The following is a 21,898-nucleotide window of genomic DNA, read 5'->3' on the forward strand; positions in this document are numbered from 1 at the left end:
CGAATGAGTCGCCGCCGGGGCAGCAGACCGTGCCAGGTGTGCGGACGGTCGACGCGATCGATTACATACCTCTGCGCCGACCACCGCCCTATCGACGCGGTACCGGCCGTCACCCTCGATGGGTCGATGGTCGCGATCGCAGGCCTGACCTTCACCGCGCAACAAGCCTTACGCGTTGCCGACATGCTCGTAGACGCAGCCGAAGAGTGTGCACCGTGACGAACGAGGATCAGCTCTTCCACCTGATCGACACGAACGCGATCGTGCTGCAGGGCGCCGCGGTCGAGGCTGTTCGAGAGGCCGTCATGCTCGCGCAACGCAGACGCCGCCGGGAAAGGCTCCCCGAGTCGCGGACATTGAATTCCCTGGTCGAGGTACTGAACATGTCCGCAGCCGGACAATCGGACATCGGAACTGGCATGGAAGAGCATGCTGGAGAACAGATTTCGATCGAGGAGGCAGCGACCATGCTCAAACTCTCAGCCCGCCAAGTGCGCAGAATCGCGCCGCAACTCGGCGGACAACTCGTCGGCGGCCGCTGGCTCCTCGACCGCCTCGCCGTCCTCGAACACTCCGGAGACCACCATGCCTGAACGCGCCGAAATCGTGTCCTACCTCGAAGCCTGCACTGCGGCCGAGGTCGACACATTGCTGAAAGAAGCACGCCCCGAACCGAACCCAACGAGCAAGTTCGAGCAGGGAAAGCAACTGTTCGCCGACCGTCACGGCCGGAAAGGCAGCACGAAATGACCATCTACGCCGACGCACTCAACGCGATCCCTCAATACAACGACGCGCAGCGAGCCATCGCGACGATCAACACCTGGCGACTCGAAATCACAACCGTCCCCACTCGAGACGCGCTCGACCAGCAACTGGTCACCGAACTCGTCGACGCAGCCGCGACCGGGAAACCACAACCGGCTGACCTCGTCGCCCGCCTGCACACCCACCAACAGGAAGCCCGCATGTACGGCGAGCATGTTCAGTTGCTCAACCGTGCCGCCGACTATGCCAACGACCTAAATCGTATGGTGATTCAAAACGGAATCGAGTACGCCTACAGTCACCTTCAACGCGTCCTCGACGAAGTGCTCAAGGATGTACGCGCCAACACCGCTGCGCTGCGAGACGTCCGATCTGCCGAAGAGGCTATCGCCTCTTCGGCAATCGACGGATGGACCAACGTTCAGCAACTTGTCGGCCGATACGACGAACTCCGCAAAGCACACCGCGACATCGCCCGCATCGAAGCGGGCAGTGCCGTCGACAGCCACAAGTTCGCCGTCGTCGGGCAGCTTGCCGACCATCTCGACCGGGATCCTTTCTGGATTCAACGCCGCACGTTTGCCGCCGCGAACTGCCGTCTACCCGGCAACGACGGCGGCGCATCGACAAGCACCATGCCGCACGGGGTTCCAGTACAGGCCAGCACGCTGACCGACCGCGCGTCGTATCTGCGGTGGTTACGGGCAGCTAAGAGCATCGCGCCGGCCCCCGATAAGGCCCGACCGTCCGAGATCTGGCCGAACGGTGTCGCGCGGGCCCGCTGGTTGCTCCACATCGCCACAAAATGCGAACCGTGGATAGCAACCGCGGAACAGATTGACGTCGCCTACGACACCGCATACAACGCCACGAGTGCCGTGCAAGATGAGTACGGCCGTCGGCATTTCACCGACGCACTCAAGCGCCACCAAGCCATCACCCAGACTCAAGCCGTCACCCAGACTCGGGTCGCTGTCGGCACCTAACCCACAGTTCGGCGGGGCCATCCAGAGTGCCACCTGTCGAACCCGCTGGCAGCGACCCGCACCCCCTCCCACAGAAGGAACATCATGCCGATCGAGTACAAACCACCGACCTACACCCGACTCGAACGCGTCCGATTTGCGATGGAGGAATGGATCAAATCGCTCACCGACGAACAGTTCGACGACCAACTCGAGGCAATCCGAACCACCGGACTACCTGCGGGCGAATGACCATCCACGGTAGGTCGCGGCGTCAACGTCGCCTGGGCTCCGGAGAGATCCCCAGAGCCACCGCACGCGGGAGCGATGGCGGGAGAGTCGATCCCATCAATCTCCATCGACGATGACCCCACCAGCGCCGCGCACCAAACCGTCGAAAAAGTTCGCCTGAACATCACAAACAGGGTGGCGGACCACCCCTCCCTACCCCCTCGCCAGCGCCCCGTAGGCATAGGGCCTGCCAGTTTGTGCAAAATGCAGAACTTTTTGCGGACGCGAGTTTCACACATCGCGTCGCGAGGTCGGTGCAGCGTATCGGCGGTGGCAGGTAATGATTGAACGTCGATATGCCGCCATTTTCAGCGCTGATATTGCGCCGTTGAGCGGTTTTTTCGGCGTACAGCGCGTTTTCGTGCGCCGTTTCGCCCCTCTGTCGGTGCGCCGTGCGATAGTCGAGTTCAGTCGGCCCGGTCCCCTTACTTTGCGAGGGAGCTAAGACGTGCCGGGTTCAGAGCTCGCGACGTATTACGTCACGCTGACAGCGGAGACGTCGAAGATTCCCGGGCAGATCGACAAGTCAGTCGGTGAGGGTGCGCGTCGAGCTGATTCGCACGGTCGGACTATCGGTTCGAGGTTGGCTTCGGGCCTGGGTGCGACATTCAAAGCTGGTGCGGCAGCGGTCGGTTCGGTTGCGGCGCTGGCGATCGGAACCGCTCTACGGCAAGGGTTCCAGCGCCTCACCGCGATCGACGACGCGAAGGGCAAACTCGCCGGGCTCGGGCACAGCGCCGAATCGGTTGCGGCGATCATGGATTCGGCGCTGGCCGCGGTCAAGGGCACCGCGTACGGGCTCGGTGACGCCGCCACCGTCGCTGCCAGTGCTGTTGCGGCCGGTATCAAACCGGGGCAAGAACTGACGAAGTACCTCACCCTCACCGCGGACGCGGCGACGATCGCCGGTACCTCGCTCGAAGAAATGGGTTCGATCGTCAACAAGGTGCAGACGTCGGGCACCGTGTTTACCGACAACTTGAACCAGCTGGCCGACCGCGGAATCCCGATCTTCCAGTGGTTGCAGGACGAGTACGGCGTCACTGCCGACACCCTGTCGGAAATGGTGTCGAAGGGCGAGGTCGACGCCGAAACGTTCAAACGGGTTATCGAAACGAATATCGGTGGCGCCGCACAATCTTCGGGTAAGACGTTGCGCGGTGCGTGGGAGAACACGAAGGCAGCCCTCGGCCGTGTGGGTGCGGCGTTCCTGACCCCGTTCCTCGAGGACGGCAAAGGTGGGTTGGGGCGCCTCACGACGTTTATCGACTCGTTGACGCCGAAGGTGGAGACGTTCGCCAAGAATCTGCGCACGGGTTTCGCCGAGTTCGGGAACGCGTTCCGGTCGTCGGGTGATTCGATCGACGGGACCGCGACTAAATGGGAGAGGGCGGGTGAGATCGGCCGCCGGGTGTTCGACCAGATCAAGGAGTCTGGTAGCGCGCTGGTCGACTTTTTCAAGGATCCGTCGAAGGCGTCGTTCGGTGACTTCATCGATTCGTTCAAGGGCGAGGGCGGTGGGCTCGACTCCGCGGCGTCCGCCGGCAGCAAGCTGACCGACACGCTGGGAAAGCTCGGTTCTGTAGCGGGCGACGTCGGCGGAGAACTGGTCGATCTGGCCGGGAACGCCGGCGGTGTGCTTACTACCGCGCTCGGGGCGGCGAACAACATTCTGGGGTTTTTCGCCGATCACACGACGACGGCGACCGTTGCGCTCGGTGGGTTGACGGCGGCGTTCCTGGTGGCGCAAGGGGCGACGGTCGCGTTCCATATCGCGACAGCGGTCCGTGTCGCGCAGGCGCCGGCGCAGATGCTGGTGCAACGCCAGCTGACCGTGGCGCTCGGTGCGCACACCGCGGCGCTGACCGCGAACACAGTCGCCATGGGCGGAAATACGGCCGCCGCGGCCGCGAACAACGCAGCGACCGCGACCGCGGCCGGCGGGATCGGGCGGTGGGCGAAGGCGCTCGGCGGTGCAACACTCGCGGCGGCGGGGGTCGCGGTCGCATTGGTGGCGATGAACAACGAATCGGACCGCGCGGGTGAGCAGCAAGACATCGTTGCCGATTCCGCCGACAAGCTCGCCAAATCGCAGCGCGACGTCGCGCGGGCGTTCGAGGAATCGCAAGGGTCGATCAACGACAGCGTTCTCGGCGGCGTATCGGACCAAATAGCAACCGTACGAGACGAATTCGATGCCCTGGCGGAATCTGGACCGTCCGTTATGGACAAAGTCGGCGCCGGGATCTTCGGTCTCGGCGGTCTCGTCTCGGGCAATCTCGGCCAGGTGAGCGACGCGATCGGCGTCTTCAGTGATGACACATCCGAGGATGCAAGCAAGGTCGCGGCGGTGTTCGACAGTTTGAAATTGTCGAACGAGGACATGGCGTCGAAACTGTTGCAGTCGACCGGGTCCTACGACAAGTTCCGGCAGTCGGTCGTCGACAGCGGCGAGGGCGGCGAGACAGCGGCCGAGCACCTGGACAAAGTGCGGGGAACTTTGCAGTTGCAGCAGTCGGTCGCCGAACGCACCACCCCGGCGTTCTTCGGGTTGCGTGACGCCGTCAAGGTGCTCTCGGACGAGTCCTCGTCGGCGTCGGACCGGCTGAATGCGATGAAGCAGGCGTTGGATGCTTTGGCCGGTAAGCCCGTCGAAATCGGCGACGCGATGCAGAACTACAACGAAACACTAAGGGACACAGCGGATGTGGTGGCGCAGCTACAAGATCAGACGAAGGGGTACGGTGCCGAGCTCGACGGGGGCAACGGGCAGATCAACACTGCGACGGAGAACGGGGCGAAGCTTCGGGACACGCTGAAGGAGCTGCGGGATAGCACGGCGGACGTCCGAAACGCGGGCGGTGACCTCGCACCGATTCTGGCGCAGAATGAGGAGGCTTTCGGGCAACTCGCAGAGTCGACTGGGTTGCCGATCGAGAAGATTCGCGAGATGGCCGAGGAAATCGGACTCGTTCCGGGTCGAATCGAAATGCTTGCGCAGCTCAACGGAGCCGACGACGCCACCGCGCAGCTGCAGATCATCAAAGAGCTATTGATCGAGAACTCGGCCGGGATCGAGATCCCGACAACTGCGCTGACCGACGACACGTTGACCGAGCTGCGCAAGGTGCAGGGTGTGGTCGTCGAGGTCGATGAAGCGACGGGGACGGTGAAGATCCGCACCGACGGACAGCCGCAGACGTTGGCCGAGATTCAGGCGGTGATCGACAAACGCATTCCTGACAAGACGGTGCAGGTCGAGGCTAATTTCGGTTCGAGTTGGGATCGGTTGCAGCAGTTTGCCGGTGCCGCGTCGGTTGCTGTGCCGGCGCCTCGTGCGGACGGTGGTATCGACCACTTGCCGCAGGATGCGGTGATCGCACAGGGTCGCGGTCCCGGTGTCGTTCAGTGGGCCGAAAAGGAAACGGGCGGCGAGGGTTTCATTCCGCTGGCGCAGTCGAAGCGGGGTCGGTCGACGCAGATCCTTGGTCGGATTGCGGATTTGTTCGGGTATCGCCTGGAGAAGTTCGAGGACGGCGGTATCCGTGCGGCGTTGTCGGCGGCTCGGTCGGTGGATGGTTTGCCGTATGTGTGGGGCGGCACGAGTCCGGCGGGGTTCGATTGCTCTGGGTTTGTCGGGTGGTTGCAGCAGATCGCGATGGGCATCGTTGGTTCGACGAAACGCCTGTATACGACGATGTCGATTTTGGGTGGGGCGACTGCGCAGTTGGTGGCGGGGTTGGGGCCGTCGGGTACCCAGTTCCAGGTGGGTGTTTCGCAGGAGCATATGGCTGCGACGATCGCCGGGCACAACGTCGAATCCGGTGGTGCACACGGCACGTCGGGCATCGACGGCGGCCGCGCCGGTGCACGCGACGGACAGTTCCCGTACAAGTTCCATCTACCGAACGAGCTTTTGGCAGGCGGTGCGGGCAACCGTAGTCGTCGAAGCGGTACGGCGCCGGAACCGTGGACGCCGGACGACGAGCTTGATTTGCAGTCCGCGACGGTTGCGGTCGAGCAGGAAAAAGAGGCGCGCGACAAGGTGTACGCGGATGAGGACAAGACGGACGCGGACCGACGCCAAGCCGACATCGATGTGCAGAAGGCTGAGCAGAAAGTTATTGGCCTGCAGAACAAGAAGGACGGTATCGGCGTCGAATCGGACTCTGATTACGTCCCTGAGGCCCCGGAGTTGGAGCGCAGGTACTCGGACGAGGAGGGCGAACGGATCGACGCCGAGCAGGCCGTCGAGGACGCAAAGCAACGCCGCAACGAAACCTATGCGGACCCATACGCGACGGAGCAGGAGTTGCGGAAAGCTGACGCCGATTTGTCGCGGGCATTGAACGCGCTCGACGAGGTCGGTATGGCGGACACCGATTCGAGCGGTGAACCGAAAACGATCCGCGACGTGTTGAAGAAGGGGTTCGCCAACTTCGGCAGCATTCTGGTCGATGCGGCGTTCGCGCAGCTACCGGAGCAGATCTCGCAGTCCCGGTGGTTCGATATCGATTTCAGTGCGTTCACGAAGAAGACGGACGCCGGGGGGTCGGACAAGTCGCGGTCGTTCACGAAACAGGACTTCGACAAGCAGCTCGGGTTCAACCCCGACGCGGGTGTGCCGGAGTGGATAGTGCAGCTGCGTAAGGCGCCGATGAAGTTGTTCGACCAGGGCGGTGTGATGAACCCCGGCGATATGGGCATCAACCTGCTGAAAAAGCCGGAAGTGTGGTTGACGCCGGACGAGAAGTCGACGATCGAGCAAATCGCGAACTTGAACGCGAACGTCGCGCCGGCCGTCGGCGGGAACATCGATTTGTCGATCAACTTCGACCGTCCGCAAATGGGTGTCACCGAACAGGAAGTGCAGCGGAGCATTCGGCGCGCGCAAGGTGAGCAGCGCGCGTTGGCGAAGGCGTTCGTCGGCCGGACGGGTGGGCGATGACGAATCCATACGCCGAGATCGACGATGACGGGGAAGTCGTGTTTACGTTGCTCGGAATGTCGTTGGCGACCGGGTGGACTGTCGAGGAAATGACCGCGATGGCCGCCGAAGGCCCTATACCGGTCGACGAGGCACATCGGCGTATCAACCGCCGGATCCGCGAATTCACTGCGCACACGGGGGGTTACGGCGGCGCTGACGGCCGCACAGTGCCGGACGTGGTGAAGATGATGACCGCGTGCTGCGACTGGTGGGCGAACCAACTCCCAGCGTCACGCTAGTCATTATGCTGCGGCAATGACCAACAGTGAAATTGTGCGAGCCCGAGACCTGGCAGAGCTCCATCGGTCCAGAGCGTTCAAAATCGCACTCGCCGGCACAGCTGCTTCGACGGCCGACTTCGCGTTCGACGTCGAGCAGGTCGTCGACGACGGCATGACAGTCACTGCGTACGTGAAGGGCCCGAACGGGTCCAGGCCAGTGCCGTTTGAAGCCAACGAAGAGGTCCGGGTCGTCTACTCGGCCGACTAGTTGGCGTCTTACGCGCTATGTGGTCTTCGGGTGAAACACGCCAGCACTGTCGGCCTGTTCGATGAAGCTCTGCAATTGCTTCACCGCGACAACGACAGCGTTCAGCAGTCGAATCACGGAGCGGTTGTTGAACGGCCGGCTAACTTCCGAATCTAGGTGCTCTGCTATCCGCGGGTCCTCCGTCGGATGGAATAGAGCACCGTTGATCATTGCCTTCGCCATTTCGTAGTCCGACCACTTCAGCTCACCGTGCTTGTCGCGCGAGAAGTGAATTACCTGGTCGGCCTCGAACTGGCTTTTGCAGTGTTCTTTCAGCTTCTGCAGGTCACGCTTCCAGTCTTCGTCCGTCAGTGAACGCATGACAGCACCGAGGGTCGTGTAGAACGCTGTCTTGTCTTCGACCCAGGGGATGAACGGCCGCACACGGACTGCGAAATCGTGCAACTCAGCTTCGTCGACCCGCTCGACTGCGATCTGAGTTTTTCCGAGTCCGTCCAGCCTGACTTGAATGTCGAAGTCGCTGCCGAGTCTCGCTCGGCGAACTATCTCGTCGGTCAACATTCGATCGGCGTGGCGCTGAAACATGTCGATGATGCCCGCATCCGAGACTCGCCCCATCGCTTGCCCCCCTGCCATCCCCTCGTCGGGTTGTGGCCACATTTTGGCCACACTTGGAACAAATCCAAGGCTATTCCGAGTGATCCACAGAGATGTAAATTCGCAGGTAGAGCAGCTGTCCATGCTGTGTGCTGGGTGGCTTGTAGGGTTCGAACCCCTCTGCGCCCACCGAATCACCTGTCGGCCGGAACCGGGCGCAACTTCCGCGGTCGCTTGGGGACCGGCTTCGAGTCTTGTGTCGTAGCAACGACGTATCGGTCACCGCCGGCCCGCTTCGCTTTGTACATCGCGACATCTGCCTTGCTGAGCAGTCCGTTCACGCCGGCGCCTGCTTGCAGTACCGCGACCGACTCGGACGCTATGCCGACGCTCGCGGTGGCGTAGGCGGGAGCATCGTTGTCGCGGACAGATTCGAGCAGGTCGGAGGCGATGGCCGAAACTCTTCTGTCCTGGGGCAGGACCGCGATGACGGCGAATTCTTCACCACCGACGCGCGCAACCAACGCGCCGCGGGGCGAGCAGGCGATCACGGACCGGGCGACCGAAACGAGTACGGCATCGCCGACCTCGTGCCCGTGCGCGTCGTTGATCTGCTTGAACTCGTCGAGATCGAGCAGTGCGACCACAATGCGGTCACTCGGTGCGGCACCCTGCACGAGTTGCGGCATCTGCTCCCACAATCCGCGCCGGTTCAGCATCTGGGTCAGCTGGTCGTGTACGGCGTTGTGCGCGTGCAGCCGCGCGGTCTCTATGAGGACGTCGCGAAGGGAAAGCTGCATCGCGAAGGTACCGAAGAGGACTGCGCCGGTGGACAGGATGAACGACGCGATCAGTGTGCGCTCCTGCCAGCCCGCTGCCGCGGAGAGCGCGAAGACGGCGTGCAACGCCAGGACCGCGCCGACCCAACAGCTGTGCGCCCGCAGCGCTGTGCGGTCGAGTTCCGCGCAGATGATCCCCCCTGGCAAGGTGAGGGCGACGCTGGTGAACAGGGCGTACACCGGATCGGTCGGGTAGAACGTGGCGACTCCGAGCGAAATATCAGCGGCCACAGCGATTATGGCGAAGTTGCGAAACGACGGCCACGGACAGATGAGGATGACGATTCCGCCCAGCAGCGTGCCGACGATCGTGATGAGGCCGAGCGTGACCCAGACCGGGTTCGTTCGGCCGACGCCGATCATTCCCGTGACTTCGATCGCGACGAAAGCGAAGCATGTCAGCGAAATTACGAGGCGTGCGCGTCGGTAGATGTGGTCAGGCCAGGACATCGGATGCGGCTGTGCGAGCCACTCCGCAATCGTTCGGCGGCCCGGTCGGTGATCCACACTTACCCTCGGTCGACGGCTAGTACGGTTTGGTCGGCAGTGAGTCCCGACTGGGCCTCGCCGCCACGATAGGCCCCAGGGTACTCGTCGGGCCGGGTCTTCAATCGATGTTGCTGTATCTCGGAGTAGCGACAAACGGAGCGCCTCGTACGTCACTCAAGTCTCACAAGTTCACAACTTTCACGGCAATCCAGGCGCCGACGCCTCGCGGTCTCAGTATCGTCTCCAGGATTCCGACACCCTTTGGAGACTGAACATGTACCAATTTCTGTACGCACTGCTCTCTCAGGTCGCAAGTCAGGGCCTCTCGGCCGGTAGCAGCAACTTCGGCCTCGGCGGTGATTTCGGAAGCAGCTGCAGCGGCAGCGCCTGCAACATGTAGTCCGCCGATCGAGCGGGCACTTCGGGCCGGCCGAAGATGGGCGGACCGATGTCGCGAATACGGTCAACGTCGCGAATCGAACGGGCATACTCGAACTGGTTGCAATCTTGATCAACTTTAATCGGTTCGCGCGCAACCAAACCCGTCACAGCACCCGATTCGGAGGCCCGATGCCATCTGCCGACCTGGTCATCTTGGGAACGGTCTTGACCGTCGACGATTCACAACCCACCGCGGAGGCCGTCGCCGCGAAGGACGGCCGCATCGTCGCGGTGGGGGACAGGTCGGATGTCGAGAGCTGGATCGGCCCCGAGACCGAAGTACTCGATATCGGCGATCGGTGTGTGCTGCCCGGCCTGATCGAGGCGCATGGACACCCGCTCATGGAGGCGGTTGTCCTCTCGGAGCGGATGATCGACATTCGGCCCGTGACCGTACCCGATGCCGAAGACGTGGTCGAAGCGGTCCGGAACGAGATCGCTGTGCGCGGTGCATCAGGCGCGTATCTGATCGGCTGGGACCCGCTACTGCAGCACAACCTTCCGGAACCCAATCGGGCATGGCTCGACGAGATGGCTCCGGATACGCCGCTGGTGATCATCCACAACTCCGGGCACTTGGCATTCTTCAACTCGGTGGCGGGCGAGCAGGCTGGAATCACGCGGGAGACGGCGGACCCGAAGGGTGCACGCTTCGGCCGCGACGCGAACGGCGACATCGACGGCACCGCGTACGAATCGGGAGCGCTGTTTCCGTTGGCGGCAGGCGCAATCGGCGACCCGAAGCAGTATCCGGGGATGCTGGTGGCGGAGTGCGAACGACTGAACAAGGCGGGGCTGACAACATGCTCCGAGATGGCGTTCGACCCGAAGTTCGGCCCAGTGCTCGAACAGATGAATGCCGCCGGCGCACTCAGCGTCAGGTTGCGCACGTACGAAGTGTCGAATCCGGAGATGAAGTCAGACCAAACTCCCGGTACAGGGGACGACATGGTTCGGCATGTCGGTATCAAGATCTGGGTCGACGGTTCGCCGTGGGTGGGCAACATAGCCCTGTCGTTCCCCTATATCGACACACCCGAGACCCGCTCGATCGGTGTCGAACCGGGCTCGTGCGGTCACGCGAACTACACGAAGGAACAACTCACCGAGATCGTCAACGCGTACTTCCCGCTCGGCTGGCCGATGGCCTGCCATGTACAGGGCGACGCGGGCGTCGACACAATTCTCGACGTCTACGAGGAGTTGCTGGCGGAGCACCCGCGTGAGGACCACCGTCTGCGCCTCGAGCACTGCGGAGCGATGCGGCCCGAACAGTTCGCGCGCGCGGCCAGGCTGGGCGTCACGTGCAGTATGTTCGTCGACCACATCCACTACTGGGGCGACGTTCTCGCGGACGGGCTTTTCGGTCAGGAACACGGCCCCCGGTGGATGCCGGCGGCAACCGCATTGGCAGCCGGTGTGCGGATATCGCTGCACAACGATCCGCCGGTGACGCCGGAAGAACCGTTGCGCAATATCGCCGTTGCCGTGACCCGCGTTGCACCTAGCGGCCGGGTGATGGCGCCGGAAGAGTGCATCACGGTCGACCAGGCGATTCGTGCCCAGACGATCGACGCTGCGTGGCAGTTGTTCGCGGAGAACGACATCGGATCCGTCGAGGTCGGCAAGTACGCCGACCTGGTCGTCCTGTCGGCGGACCCGCGAACCGTGCCGCCCGCGCAGATCGCCGACCTCGATGTGTGCGCCACCTTCCTGGCCGGACGACAGGTGCACGGCGATTCGCTCGTGGCCAAGTGAGCCGACCGTCATGACCGCACCTGGCACTGATTCCGGATCGGTACAGGCTGCACCGCAGGTGACGGGCTTTGCCGCCACGATGACCGTCATCGCGATGGGTCTCGGCTACAGCGTGTCCTACGCCGACCCGATCATCCTGTCTGCCAACATCTCCGAGGTCCGGGAGGGCCTCGACATGACGGGTAGCACCGCGAGTTTCGTGGCGAGCCTGGCGACGCTGGCCCTCGCCGCAGCGGTGCTCGGCGCGGGCGCGCTGGGCGACCTGTACGGCAAAAAGCGGCTGTTCGTCATCGGTCTGCTGTTTTCCATCGGCTTCGACGTGCTGGCTGCCGCGGCACCGACCAGCCTTGTGCTGATGATCGCGCGAGCCGGAGCCGGTGTGGGCTTCGCGCTTGTGCTCGGCCTGTCTCTGGCCATCATCAACGACGTCTTCCCGCCCGAACGGCGCGCGGCCGCCATTGCGCTCTACCTCGGGGCGTCGTTCGCGGTTTCCGCGCCACAGCCCGCGATCGGCAGCATGCTGGCTGAGCACTTCGGTTGGCGGGCAGGTTTTCTGGTTGCGCCGGTGGTCGCGGTGATCACGCTCGTCCTGACGCTCGTCTACGTTCCGGAGACCCTGCGTTCGGTGCGCAAGCTGGACCTGTTCGGGCTGGCGTCGGTCGCGGTCGCGCTCGTTGCGTTGGTCTTCGGTATTTCGCGGCTCGAGCAGGGGCTCGAACCTGTCTCCGTCATCCCGATCGTTGTCGGACTCGTTGCCGGTGCCGCCTTCGTGTATCGCGAATTGCACACTCCCGACCCTGCACTCGACCTGCGTATCTTCCGCTCGCGTCAGTTCACGGTCGCGGTCACGGCCGGCGCCGTGTACAACTTCCTCACCGGTGGAACAACGATTCTCATCGCGTACTACATCGTCGCGGTGCGTGCCGAATCACCCGCGCTGCTGGGCCTTCTGCTCGTCCCCGCGACCGTTCTGCAGGCGATCGCGGCGACCGGTGCCGGGCGTGCCGGCGAACGGTTCGGCGATCGGGCCGTGCTCATCGTCGGTCTTTCGCTGTTGCTGGCAGGGTTGCTGATGCTGACGATCCTCGACGAAAATACGTCGACGTTCGTCCTCTTCATTGCCGTTGCCTTGAACGCTGTGGGTGGCGCCGTCGTGCAGACGCCGCAGTCGACGATCATGATGGCGAGCGCGCCCGCGGAACTCGGCGGAGCCGTTGCGGCAGCCAAACCGGCAACCGGTCAAGCCGCGTATTCGCTCGGACCGACCCTCTTCGCATTGGTCGGCGCGACGTTGTTCTTGCATGACGGCTTGCCCAAGCTCGACGGGTCCGGGATCACCGAGTCGGAGGCCCGAGAGGCGCTGCGCGTGGCCCACGGTGGTACGACGTCGTCGGCGGGCGGTACGAACGTGCTCGATCCCGAACACGCGCAGAAGGTCGTCGAAGGTGCGACGGACAGCATGCTCTACGCGATTCACACACTGGGCCTGATCATGGCTGTTGTTCCGCTCGTAACTATCGTTTGCTCATTGATTCTGTTGCCGTCCAAGGCAAGCGCCAAGGATGTATGACGCATCGAGGATGGAAAAGAGTCCATGTTTACTGTCGTAGGTGAAGTGTTGCCGTTCGCGGTTGCGATCGCGGTCAGCCCACTGCCGATCATCGTCATCGTGCTCGTTCTCGTGTCGGACAGCGCGCGTGCCACCGGATTCGGCTACGTCACCGGCCGTATCGTGGCGCTGACCGGTCTGGTCGGCGTTGTCATGTTCGTCTCGAATGCCAACACAACCGAAACCCCGCACAAGCACAACCCGACGACGACGTCGTCGATAATCAGGCTGATCATCGGTGTCCTACTCGTCGGCTACGCCGCGTGGCTGTGGCACAAGCGGCCGCGGGCGGGCGACGAACCGAAGCAGAGTGCCCTCATGCGTCGCATCGACAAAGTGACGCCACGAACCTCTTTCCTGCTCGGTGTTGCACTGATCGTGTTCGACGCGACGAGTCTTTCGCTGGGCATCATCACCGGTGTCGATATCGGGCAAGCAAAGTTGGAGTCTGCCGAGTCAGTCATGGTGCTGGCGATGTTCGTGATCGTGGCAACCGCATCGGCGCTCGGACCGATGATCATCTACGTTTTGGGCGGCGCGGCGGCACAGCGCACGCTGCATTCCGTCAAAGGCTGGCTCACCGCCCACGAGAAGGCAGTGATGATGGTCTTGTTCCTGGTCATGGGTGCAGTGCTGATCGGGCGCGCGATCAAATATCTCGCCAGCTGATCAGCCGGTCACCGGCAAGGTCAACGGACCCGATCCGTCAGCGAAGATCGTCACCGGCAACGGTAGGAGACCGCCGCGGAAGCTGATGTCGCCGCCGCTGAACACCAGTCGCAGCGAGTGCCCGGTGTCGAAGCGGTGGACGATTCCGGGAAGCGTGATCGGCACCGGCGCATTGGGATCGGCCACTCTGACGGGCATGATCAGGCCGTTGATCAGATTCGCGCTGCCGTCCGGCGCGATGTCGTAGACCTTGGCGAAAATTACCGGTGAGCCCGGCGATTGGATCCGGAGGGTGACGGTCGGCATGCCGACGACATCCAGCGGTTCGGCCATGGGATCGGTCGTGAACATCGCCTCGGTGCCCGGGATCTGCACGGTGGGGATGTTGTTGTTGTTCGGCGTGATGTTCAGCGGTTCGAGGCCGGTCGGCAGACCACCCGGGCCGGTGACCAGCGTCTGAGCGCCCGGGCGGGCGTCCGCGGGATTCGCCACCAAGCGGCGGTCGCCCGAAAGGCTGAACGTTCGCGGCTGTCCCACTGGGAAGGTCGCGCTCGAGGCGTAGGCAGGTGCGGCGTTCCCGGTGTAGGACACCCAGTTCCGGAAGTATGCGAATTCGGGACCGGTATCGACGGGGCTGTCTTTGAGGTAGTGATCGAACCAGTCCATGAGTCGACCAGTCTCGTACTGCGTGTTCGGGTTCAGATCGTTGAGGCTGAACTCACCGGGCGCGGGTTGGAGGTGACTGTGCCCCCACGAATGCCAGATCATTTTCACTTCGACGCCACGCGCCTGAAGCGCCTCGTATGTCGCGGTGGCCTCGTTGAGGTCGAACAGGGTGTCCTGCTGGCCTTGGGCGAGTAGCACCGGAATCTTGATCCGGTCCATATACGTGGCGACCGATGCGTGCCGCAGGTGCGCGATGTTCTCGGGTCCGAGCTCACCCGTCACTCCGGCCTGCACGACCGCGTTGCACATGAACGGAATGTAGTTCGGGCATCCGGGGATTCGCGCAGGGTCGCTGACGTAACCCGACACCCCCGGGTTGTCGACGCCGTCGCCGAACAGCAAAGCGGCGAACAGGAGCTTGGCGGCACCGTTGACCGCGGTGCTGACTCCGCTGGTCGTCGACGTGCCATTGGGCGTCAGCGAGTAGCTGAGGTCGTTCCAGGTGATCATCGGCACGAGCGTGTCGATGCGGGCGTCGACCGATGCGGCGGAGAACTGGATGCCGCCGCCGTAGGAGCCGCCGAACATACCGACGCGTGGATCGTATGCTGCCGGAACGCCGTTGTGATCTGTGGCGTCCAGCTTGACGTAATCGAGCGCGGGCAACGGATTTCGCAGCTCGGGATCGGTGAAGGCGATACCGGGTTGCCCACCGAGAAAGCTCACGAGCTGCGACGCTGCGACGCCGTCGTACTGCGGATCGTCGAGCGAGATCTTGCATTCGGAGCCGCCGAACCCGAGACCCGAGTACGCGAGGGTGACGTAGCCGTAGTCGGCGAGCATCTGCGCTGCGGGCACCTGGTTGTGGTACGAGCCGCCGAAACCGTTCGTCGTCAGGGACGCCGGCGCCCTGTTGGACGGCGAGAGTCCGTTGGGGACGAAGAGCTCACCCTCGATCGTGCATTGGGTGGCGTTGTCCGGACCGGTCCATACGGACAGGTACAGGAGTTGGGTGGTGTACCCCGCCGGGTCTGCGTCTGTCGGTGCGGCGGTTGCGATTCCGGCTGTCAAAAGGGCAGAGAACAAAAGCGCAGTCGATCGTGCACGCATCCGGGGGTGCCTCCTGTGTCGCAGCGTTGAGCGAACGGTACCGCACAGGAGGGAGGCGACGAATGTGATTCGAATGGCTAAAGGCTGTCCGATTACCGCTGAACAGGCAAGGGCTGCAGCAGAAGGCGAGGCGATCGCAGTGCGACCGACACCGGATCGGAACGCACGCTCGGATCGGCGCCGGGTCCGGGGCGAATCTGGAGTTCCCCGGGCGGTGGAATTGTTCCGCACGTAGGGCATTGACCGCTGGTTGCAATGTCGGTTTCACACACCGCGTGAGAGAAGATTCGCCGCGGACCCCGTGGCGACCACCGCTGCTCGCCCCATTTGATGAGCGCGAACATGGCTGGCCACAGTGCGATTGCGTCCTCGGTCAACGTGTATTCGCCGTGCTTGTGGCCACCCGACTTTTCGAGCAGCCCGGTGTCGACGAGCGTCGAAAGGCGCTGTGTCAGTACCGCTTTGGAGATGTCCAGGTGGTCCTGAAGGTCGGTGAACCGGCGCACCCCGAAGAAGCAGTCGCGCAGGATGAGCAGGGTCCACCGCTCGCCGATCGCCTCGAGGGCGCGGGCCAGCGAGCAGTCCTGCCGTGCGTAGTCCGTTCCCAGTGCCACGATCGAATGCTACCTGATTGGTCTGTTCAACGAACCAATATGCTAGGTTGGGCGAGTTAGTTCGTTGACCAGACCAAAGGTGCAGCACCATGAAGATGCGTGAGACCGCGGCGGATCGAAGCGCCGCCAAGGCACTTTCGGTTGTGGCGCTCGGAACCCTGCTCACCCTCGTCGCGTTCACCGCGCCACTGGCGACTGTGAACAGCACCGCCGCGGGTCTGGGCGCCGACGCAGCGGGACGAACGTGGATCCTCAGCTCGATGAGCATCGGTCTGGGTGCCGCGTTGCTGTCCACCGGCACGATCGCCGACGATTTCGGTCGTCGACGAACCTTCGAGATCGGGATGCTGACCCTCGCGCTCGCCTCGATCGCGAGTGCTGTCGCGCCCGACACCCTGGTGTTCGTTCTTGCACGTGTACTGCAGGGCATGGGGGGAGCGGCAGTGATCGCGTCGAGCCTCGGGATCATTGCCCATACCTTCGCGGCCGGTCCCGCACGCGCCGCGGCCAGCGGAGTCTGGGGTGCGAGTGTGGGTGCCGGCATCGCAGCCGGACCACTGTTGTCCGCGGGCCTCGACCGCGCAGCGAGCTGGCGTGACGTGTACTGGCTGATCTTTGCCGCCGCAATCGCCCTCGGGATCGCAGCCCACTTCCTGCTGCCGGAGTCGCGAACGAAAACGTCTCGGCGCCTCGATATTCCAGGCGTCGTGCTGCTCGCCTCCGGTATGAGTGCGCTACTCGCGGCGCTGGTGGAAGGCCGGCAGGGTTGGACGTCTGGCCACGTGTTCGCGCTCGCGGCCGCGGCAGCCGTACTGCTTCTGGCGTTCGGCGTGGTCGAGGCGCGCAGCTCGTCGGCGATGCTGGATCTGACACTCTTTCGCCAACCTGCCTTCGTTGCGGCGACGACCGCGGCGCTGGCAACCGGCGCCGGAATCATCGCGCTGATGTCGTACATGTCGGGGTTCCTCGGTGCGGCCCTACAGATTTCGGCACTCGGAGCAGCCGGGCTACTGTTCGTCTGGTCGGGGATCAGTGTTGTTACCGCACTGCTCGCGCGCCGAATTCCGCCGAGCGTGCCGGGCAGGACGCAACTTGCGATCGGACTCGTCGGCGTTGGTATCGGTCAGTTCGCGCTCTTTGGGATCTCTGAAACGTCGACGTGGGCGAGGTTCCTCCCCGGACTTGTCATTGCCGGTATCGCCAGCGGAATACTCAACGCTGCCTTGGGTAGAGAGGCGGTCGCCAGCGTTCCACCGGGACGGGCCGGAATGGGCAGCGGCGCAAACAACTCGGCACGCTACGTCGGGTCGGCTATCGGTGTCACCGTCGTGGCAGTTATCGCTGCGCGGCCCGGATCGGCTGGGGACACCGCTGTGCTCGTGGACGGCTGGAATCATGCCGCCCTCGTCACCGCCACGCTCTCGGTGCTCGGCGCGCTTGTCGTGTTCCTGTCCAGAGCTCGGGCGAACGCCGGCGGAGCGGCCGAGCCGCAAGAGGTCGAGCACCAAAGGGTGTGAATCGGGTACCCCTTCGGGTGCGGTCGCCACCCGTTGGGTACCTCGTGCGCGACGTCGAAATCGACAAGATTTGCAGTAACGAAGTCGCACAACGCGACGCACACTGTGGAGGTCGATATGCGCACCATCAACGAAAACGTCGGAGCAGCAACTTTCACGCGTCTGCAGCCGGAGATGTTCACCGACGCAGTCGAACTGGATCCGCAGGAAATCGCGGTGTCGACCGCCGACCGGCGACTGACGTTTGCCGAGGTCGACAGCTGGTCGGATCGGGTCGCGGACGCCCTCATCGCGCTCGGCGCCGGACCGGACGCGCACGTCGTCATGGCGCTGTCTCCGTCGATCGAGTCCTTCGTGGCGATCTGGGCAGTGTCGAAGACGGGCGCCCGCCTCGCATCAGTCGATCCGAGCGACCTGTACGCACCGGTCGGAAAGGTGCTGTCCGATCCGCGAATCACCGTCGGTGTCACCACTCGTGCACAGCGCCGACTGGTTCCGGACTCGATCAACTGGCTCGTCCTCGAGACGGGGTTCGAGGCGTTGGGTGGCGAGGCACTGCAGGCCGCATAACAGCGCCCGCGGGTTGCGGGCGGCGGCGTACGCTCGCTCCCGTGACATCTGCCGAGTTACTGCTCGAAGCGCCGATCGTCGCCGTGACAGTCTACCCGCACGGCGCGCGAATCACCCGGCGAGGCACTGTCACAGTGCCTTCCGGCGATGCACATGTCGTTCTCGACGACCTCGCGTTCGGTCTCGATCCGGGAACCGTCCGGGTTACCGGACGGGGGTCGGCCACGGTCCTCGGCGTCGACGTCGTGTTCCGGCATCATGCGGAATCGCCCGAGTCAGCCGTGGCCGCACTCATTGTCCGGAAGAAGGAGATCATCGAGCGCAGTCGCGAAATCTCCGACGCCATCGAGGTGCAGGACGCGCGCCAACGGTTTCTGGACGAGCTTTCTTCACACGCGGGGGCGAGCTTCGCGAAACAGATCGCGGCGGGGCGGGCCGAATATCCGACCGCCTTCGCGGAAACGATTGCGACGCAGCACAGTGCCGTGCGTTCAGAGAAGCGTTCGTTGACGGCTGCGGCCGAGGGTGTCCAGGACGAACTCGCAGCAATCGAGCGTGAGATTGCCGCCAGGGCCGAATACCGACCCGATCGGCGCGCGGTGCAGATCGCGACGGCCGCCGCAGCGGCCGCAACGATCGAGTTCGACGTCAGCTACGTGGTCGGCGGTGCGGGTTGGACCTCTGTTTACGATCTGCGGCAGACGGGCGAGCGGCTGAACGTCACGTGGTACGGCGTGGTTTCGCAGCAAACGGGGGAGGACTGGCCCGAATGCGACCTCGCCCTGTCGACAGCACAGGTGTCCAGATCGCTCACCGTCCCTGAACTCGCCCCCCTGGTACCTCGACCGGAAGCGGCCTCCGCCGCCGGCCGGCGTGGCGAGATCCGCAGGCGCATACGGTGCCGCGCCCGCACCGATGATGGCGTTGTCGGCTGATGCCGTCACCGGCGAGTTCCCCGTCGTGAAACTGGAAACCGCGACCGTCGAGCAGGGGCTGATCGCCGCGACGTATCGACCGGTCCGGCCTGTTGCGGTGCCTGCGGACGGCGAATCGCATCGGGCGACGGTCGCTGTTCTCGATCTGGCCAGCGAACTCGATTACGTGACGGCACCTGTTATCGCGCCGGAGGCGTATCTGCGTGCGACAGCAACGAATTCGTCCGAGCACACGCTCCAATCCGGACGCGCGTCGATATTCCATGACGACGAGTACGTGGGCACGACGATGCTCGCGGTGTGGGCGCCGGGCGAGGAGGTCGAACTTGCGCTCGGCGTCGACGATCGGGTGCGCATCGAGCGCGAACTGGTTCGCACGAGTGCCGGCCGCGGCTTCACGAGTAACAAGCGCGAAGCCGGATACAAGATCACGATCGCCAACCACACCGCACGCGATGCCCGCGTAACGGTGCGAGATCAACTCCCCGTTTCACGGGACGAGACCATCGCCATCAAGGACCCGCGCATAGACCCGAGGCCTACCGAGGTGACCGACCTCGGTGTCGTGACCTGGCGAACCACTCTCGCGCCGGGCAGTAAAGGCGAGTTCACGATGGGGTTCAAAGTCGAGGTCGGCAAGGGCATCGAGATCGCGAACTGGCGCGAGTAGAGAAGGGCCGCGGCGATTGCCCTGTGCGTATCTGGCCGCAGTGCGTCGCCGGTCGTCGAACGGGAGACGATGGACTGGTGCACCTGGGCAGCGGAGGTAATTTCCAAGCGCGCGTGATCGGATTTTCGGCCTGAATCGATAGGTACAATTTCCGGATGACCAGTCCCGTGCCAACCGCCGACGAACCCGTCAGCGGGCACATGGCGCGCTGGGAACGGCACAATTCGACTCGGCAGCGCCACATTGTCGAGGCAGCCGTCGAACTGATCGAGGAAAGCGAGCCCGGCGCCGATATTCCGGTGCAGCGGATCGCAAAGCGGGCAGGTCTGGCCAAGTCGGTTGTTTATCGCCAGTTCACCGACAAAGACGATCTCGACCGCAGAATTCGATCGTTTCTGCTCGACCAGCTGACCGAGATCCTGGATGCCGCTCTGAATATCTCGGACGGCACGCTCGAAGAGATACTCGTTCGCACGATTCGGTCCGTCGCGGATTGGGCGACCGATCATGCTCGATTGCACGAATTCATGCGGCGCGGGCCGACCGATTACGACGATGCCGGCATCGACGCGATCACCAGCCTGAAAGCCCGAATCTCGCAGCGGTCGCACGAGATCATTTTCTCGATCGCGCAACTACTCGATGCCGACGCCCAACCGTTCGAACATCTGCCTTTCGCGGTGGTCACGATGGTGGAGGGAACGCTGAGTCATTGGGCGCGAGATCCGTCGCCTACCCAGGACCGGGCGCAGGTAGTGCAAGACCTCGCGACGTACGCCTGGTTCGTTCTGGACGGCGCTGCGCGGTCGGCAGGCCTCGTCGTAGACCCGAAAGTGCCGCTTGTGACCGTCATCGATCAGCTGATGGCAGCCCGCTCAGGTGCGCCTCTGTAGCGTGACCGTTCGCCGTCGATCCGCAGCCAGCGCCACAGGCGCCGCGTGACGGGATTCATGAGGCCCAAATCGTCGGCAAGCATCCGTACATCGCCGAAGTAGCCGGCCAGGACTCGCCGCGAATGCGCACTGCGCCAGAAGGCGTCGCGGAACACATCGGCCGGAATGTCGAATTTTCTGGCGAATGCGCGCGGTGGGGTCATGATTTCGCCGACCAGCCACCGCATTGCGACTGGAAACGCGATTCCACATATCGCACGACTGACCGGATTCATTCCGCGGATGTGTGCGTGCAGGAACTCGTGCGCAAACGAAATGTGGCGTGCTTCCTCGGCTATGTGTATTTCCATCACCCGCAGAACGGCCGGTGGTGTGTCCTTGCCGCCGCGGATCAGCGCCTTCTGATAATGATCGATCGGCTCCTCGCCGCCGAGAATCCCGATAAACAAGATCACATGTGCGTAGCCACCCGCGACGCCGATGAAAGGCGACAGAATTCTGAATATCGGGCGCATGCCGGGAACGTCGTCACCGATTCGGTTGACCAATTCCTGGAACATCTGTATGTGATTGCACTCTTCGGTCATCTCGTGCAGGCAGTAACGGAACTCCGGGGAACCGTTGGGCAGCTTCATGATGTACTGCATCATTCCGCGAATGAGGACGCTCTCGAACGCCGAGCCGACCTTGATCGCGTTGGCCTGCCGCCACCTGCCGATCTCGATCCGCCGCTCGAGCGGCAGATCCTGGTACCACTGGCTCGCACCGAGTGGGTCGAGTTCGGGGGAGAGCACCCAGCGCGGATCGTCGCGGTCGATCGCGAATTCGGCGCCATCCCAGTCGATGTCCAGATAGGGATCGAAGTGCCTGCGCACCGACCCCTCCGACAGCATGTGCAGCGTCTCGCGGTATTCGTCGCCGAACAGTCCGGAACCCCGCGAAGTCGACAGCGTCATCGATGCCTCCTCGTCCTCGCCAAGCAGTGCCAGGACCTGCGCGTCTTGTGCTGGCGCGGATC

The 21,898-nt window shown here is 63.5% G+C and carries 21 protein-coding genes; 16 read left to right on the forward strand and 5 right to left on the reverse strand.

The genetic code is table 11. From position 1 onward, the window contains the following. Positions 1-3: 3 nt before the first annotated feature. The 8 genes from JGU72_RS09165 (at position 4) to JGU72_RS09200 (ending at position 7,503) form a co-directional block, all read left to right on the forward strand. The gene (locus JGU72_RS09165; protein WP_199683505.1) at positions 4-219 is read left to right on the forward strand and encodes a hypothetical protein; all 216 of its coding nucleotides are present in this window, start codon (positions 4-6) and stop codon (positions 217-219) included. Next, positions 216-593, forward strand: coding sequence for a hypothetical protein (locus tag JGU72_RS09170; RefSeq protein WP_199683506.1), 378 nt, complete (start codon positions 216-218; stop codon positions 591-593). The genes JGU72_RS09165 and JGU72_RS09170 overlap by 4 nt, the downstream gene beginning before the upstream one ends. Further along, positions 586-750 (forward strand): hypothetical protein, encoded by a 165-nt coding sequence (locus JGU72_RS09175; protein WP_199683507.1) that lies wholly within the window; start codon positions 586-588, stop codon positions 748-750. The genes JGU72_RS09170 and JGU72_RS09175 overlap by 8 nt, the downstream gene beginning before the upstream one ends. Further along, positions 747-1,754 carry a hypothetical protein gene (locus JGU72_RS09180; protein WP_199683508.1) on the forward strand — a complete coding sequence of 336 codons (1,008 nt, stop codon included), beginning with the start codon at positions 747-749 and terminating at the stop codon, positions 1,752-1,754. The genes JGU72_RS09175 and JGU72_RS09180 overlap by 4 nt, the downstream gene beginning before the upstream one ends. 84 nt (positions 1,755-1,838) lie before the next feature. After that, positions 1,839-1,985, forward strand: coding sequence for a hypothetical protein (locus JGU72_RS09185; protein ID WP_199683509.1), 147 nt, complete (start codon positions 1,839-1,841; stop codon positions 1,983-1,985). A gap of 487 nt (positions 1,986-2,472) precedes the next feature. Further along, complete coding sequence (locus JGU72_RS09190) at positions 2,473-6,972, forward strand: tape measure protein (protein ID WP_199683510.1); 4,500 nt, start codon at positions 2,473-2,475, stop codon at positions 6,970-6,972. After that, on the forward strand, positions 6,969-7,253 hold the full coding sequence (locus JGU72_RS09195) for a hypothetical protein (protein WP_199683511.1): 285 nt from the start codon (positions 6,969-6,971) through the stop codon (positions 7,251-7,253). Before JGU72_RS09190 ends, JGU72_RS09195 begins: the two co-directional genes overlap by 4 nt. A 16-nt stretch (positions 7,254-7,269) precedes the next feature. Further along, a complete protein-coding gene (locus JGU72_RS09200; protein ID WP_199683512.1) occupies positions 7,270-7,503 on the forward strand; it encodes a hypothetical protein in 234 nt (77 codons plus the stop codon). Positions 7,504-7,518: 15 nt separating this feature from the next. Here JGU72_RS09200 and JGU72_RS09205 read toward each other — a convergent pair whose 3' ends face one another. Together JGU72_RS09205 and JGU72_RS09210 are read right to left on the reverse strand one after the other, a co-directional pair. Continuing rightward, entirely contained in the window at positions 7,519-8,163 is a 645-nt protein-coding gene (locus JGU72_RS09205) for a hypothetical protein (RefSeq protein ID WP_199683513.1), read from the reverse strand. A gap of 131 nt (positions 8,164-8,294) precedes the next feature. Continuing rightward, positions 8,295-9,389, reverse strand: coding sequence for a GGDEF domain-containing protein (locus JGU72_RS09210; protein ID WP_199683514.1), 1,095 nt, complete (start codon positions 9,387-9,389; stop codon positions 8,295-8,297). A 609-nt stretch (positions 9,390-9,998) separates the two neighbouring features. Here JGU72_RS09210 and JGU72_RS09220 point away from each other — a divergent pair. Genes JGU72_RS09220 through JGU72_RS09230 form a run of 3 tightly spaced genes read left to right on the forward strand, consistent with a single transcriptional unit; the run spans position 9,999 to position 13,905 of the window. Beyond that, positions 9,999-11,627 (forward strand): amidohydrolase, encoded by a 1,629-nt coding sequence (locus JGU72_RS09220; RefSeq protein ID WP_199683516.1) that lies wholly within the window; start codon positions 9,999-10,001, stop codon positions 11,625-11,627. Positions 11,628-11,637: 10 nt separating this feature from the next. Next, the gene (locus tag JGU72_RS09225; protein WP_233531824.1) at positions 11,638-13,197 is read left to right on the forward strand and encodes an MFS transporter; all 1,560 of its coding nucleotides are present in this window, start codon (positions 11,638-11,640) and stop codon (positions 13,195-13,197) included. Between the two features lie 24 nt (positions 13,198-13,221). Further along, on the forward strand, positions 13,222-13,905 hold the full coding sequence (locus tag JGU72_RS09230) for a GAP family protein (RefSeq protein WP_199683517.1): 684 nt from the start codon (positions 13,222-13,224) through the stop codon (positions 13,903-13,905). Here JGU72_RS09230 and JGU72_RS09235 read toward each other — a convergent pair whose 3' ends face one another. After that, positions 13,906-15,681, reverse strand: coding sequence for a CocE/NonD family hydrolase (locus JGU72_RS09235; RefSeq protein WP_199683518.1), 1,776 nt, complete (start codon positions 15,679-15,681; stop codon positions 13,906-13,908). It lies immediately after the preceding gene. A 92-nt stretch (positions 15,682-15,773) separates the two neighbouring features. Then, positions 15,774-16,295 (reverse strand): winged helix-turn-helix transcriptional regulator, encoded by a 522-nt coding sequence (locus JGU72_RS09240; protein ID WP_199683519.1) that lies wholly within the window; start codon positions 16,293-16,295, stop codon positions 15,774-15,776. Between the two features lie 89 nt (positions 16,296-16,384). On the opposite strand from JGU72_RS09240, the gene JGU72_RS09245 reads away from it, so the two are divergent. The 5 genes from JGU72_RS09245 (at position 16,385) to JGU72_RS09265 (ending at position 20,880) form a co-directional block, all read left to right on the forward strand. Continuing rightward, positions 16,385-17,812, forward strand: a complete 1,428-nt coding sequence (locus JGU72_RS09245) for an MFS transporter (protein ID WP_233531826.1) — start codon at positions 16,385-16,387, stop codon at positions 17,810-17,812. A gap of 117 nt (positions 17,813-17,929) precedes the next feature. Beyond that, entirely contained in the window at positions 17,930-18,382 is a 453-nt protein-coding gene (locus tag JGU72_RS09250) for an AMP-binding protein (protein ID WP_199683520.1), read from the forward strand. 41 nt (positions 18,383-18,423) lie between these two features. Beyond that, complete coding sequence (locus JGU72_RS31015; RefSeq protein ID WP_199683521.1) at positions 18,424-19,317, forward strand: mucoidy inhibitor MuiA family protein; 894 nt, start codon at positions 18,424-18,426, stop codon at positions 19,315-19,317. Then, positions 19,256-19,987: a DUF4139 domain-containing protein gene (locus JGU72_RS31020; protein WP_307828363.1), complete on the forward strand. Its 732-nt coding sequence runs from the start codon at positions 19,256-19,258 to the stop codon at positions 19,985-19,987. Before JGU72_RS31015 ends, JGU72_RS31020 begins: the two co-directional genes overlap by 62 nt. 167 nt (positions 19,988-20,154) lie before the next feature. Beyond that, entirely contained in the window at positions 20,155-20,880 is a 726-nt protein-coding gene (locus tag JGU72_RS09265; RefSeq protein ID WP_374101108.1) for a TetR/AcrR family transcriptional regulator, read from the forward strand. On the opposite strand, the gene JGU72_RS09270 is transcribed toward JGU72_RS09265, so the two are convergent. After that, positions 20,844-21,836 carry an AurF N-oxygenase family protein gene (locus JGU72_RS09270; protein ID WP_199683523.1) on the reverse strand — a complete coding sequence of 331 codons (993 nt, stop codon included), beginning with the start codon at positions 21,834-21,836 and terminating at the stop codon, positions 20,844-20,846. The two genes, JGU72_RS09265 and JGU72_RS09270, sit on opposite strands and share 37 nt — an antisense overlap. Positions 21,837-21,898 lie beyond the last annotated feature (62 nt).

The sequence above is a fragment of the Antrihabitans auranticaus genome (assembly GCF_016481275.1).
Taxonomy (GTDB): Bacteria; Actinomycetota; Actinomycetes; order Mycobacteriales; family Mycobacteriaceae; genus Antrihabitans.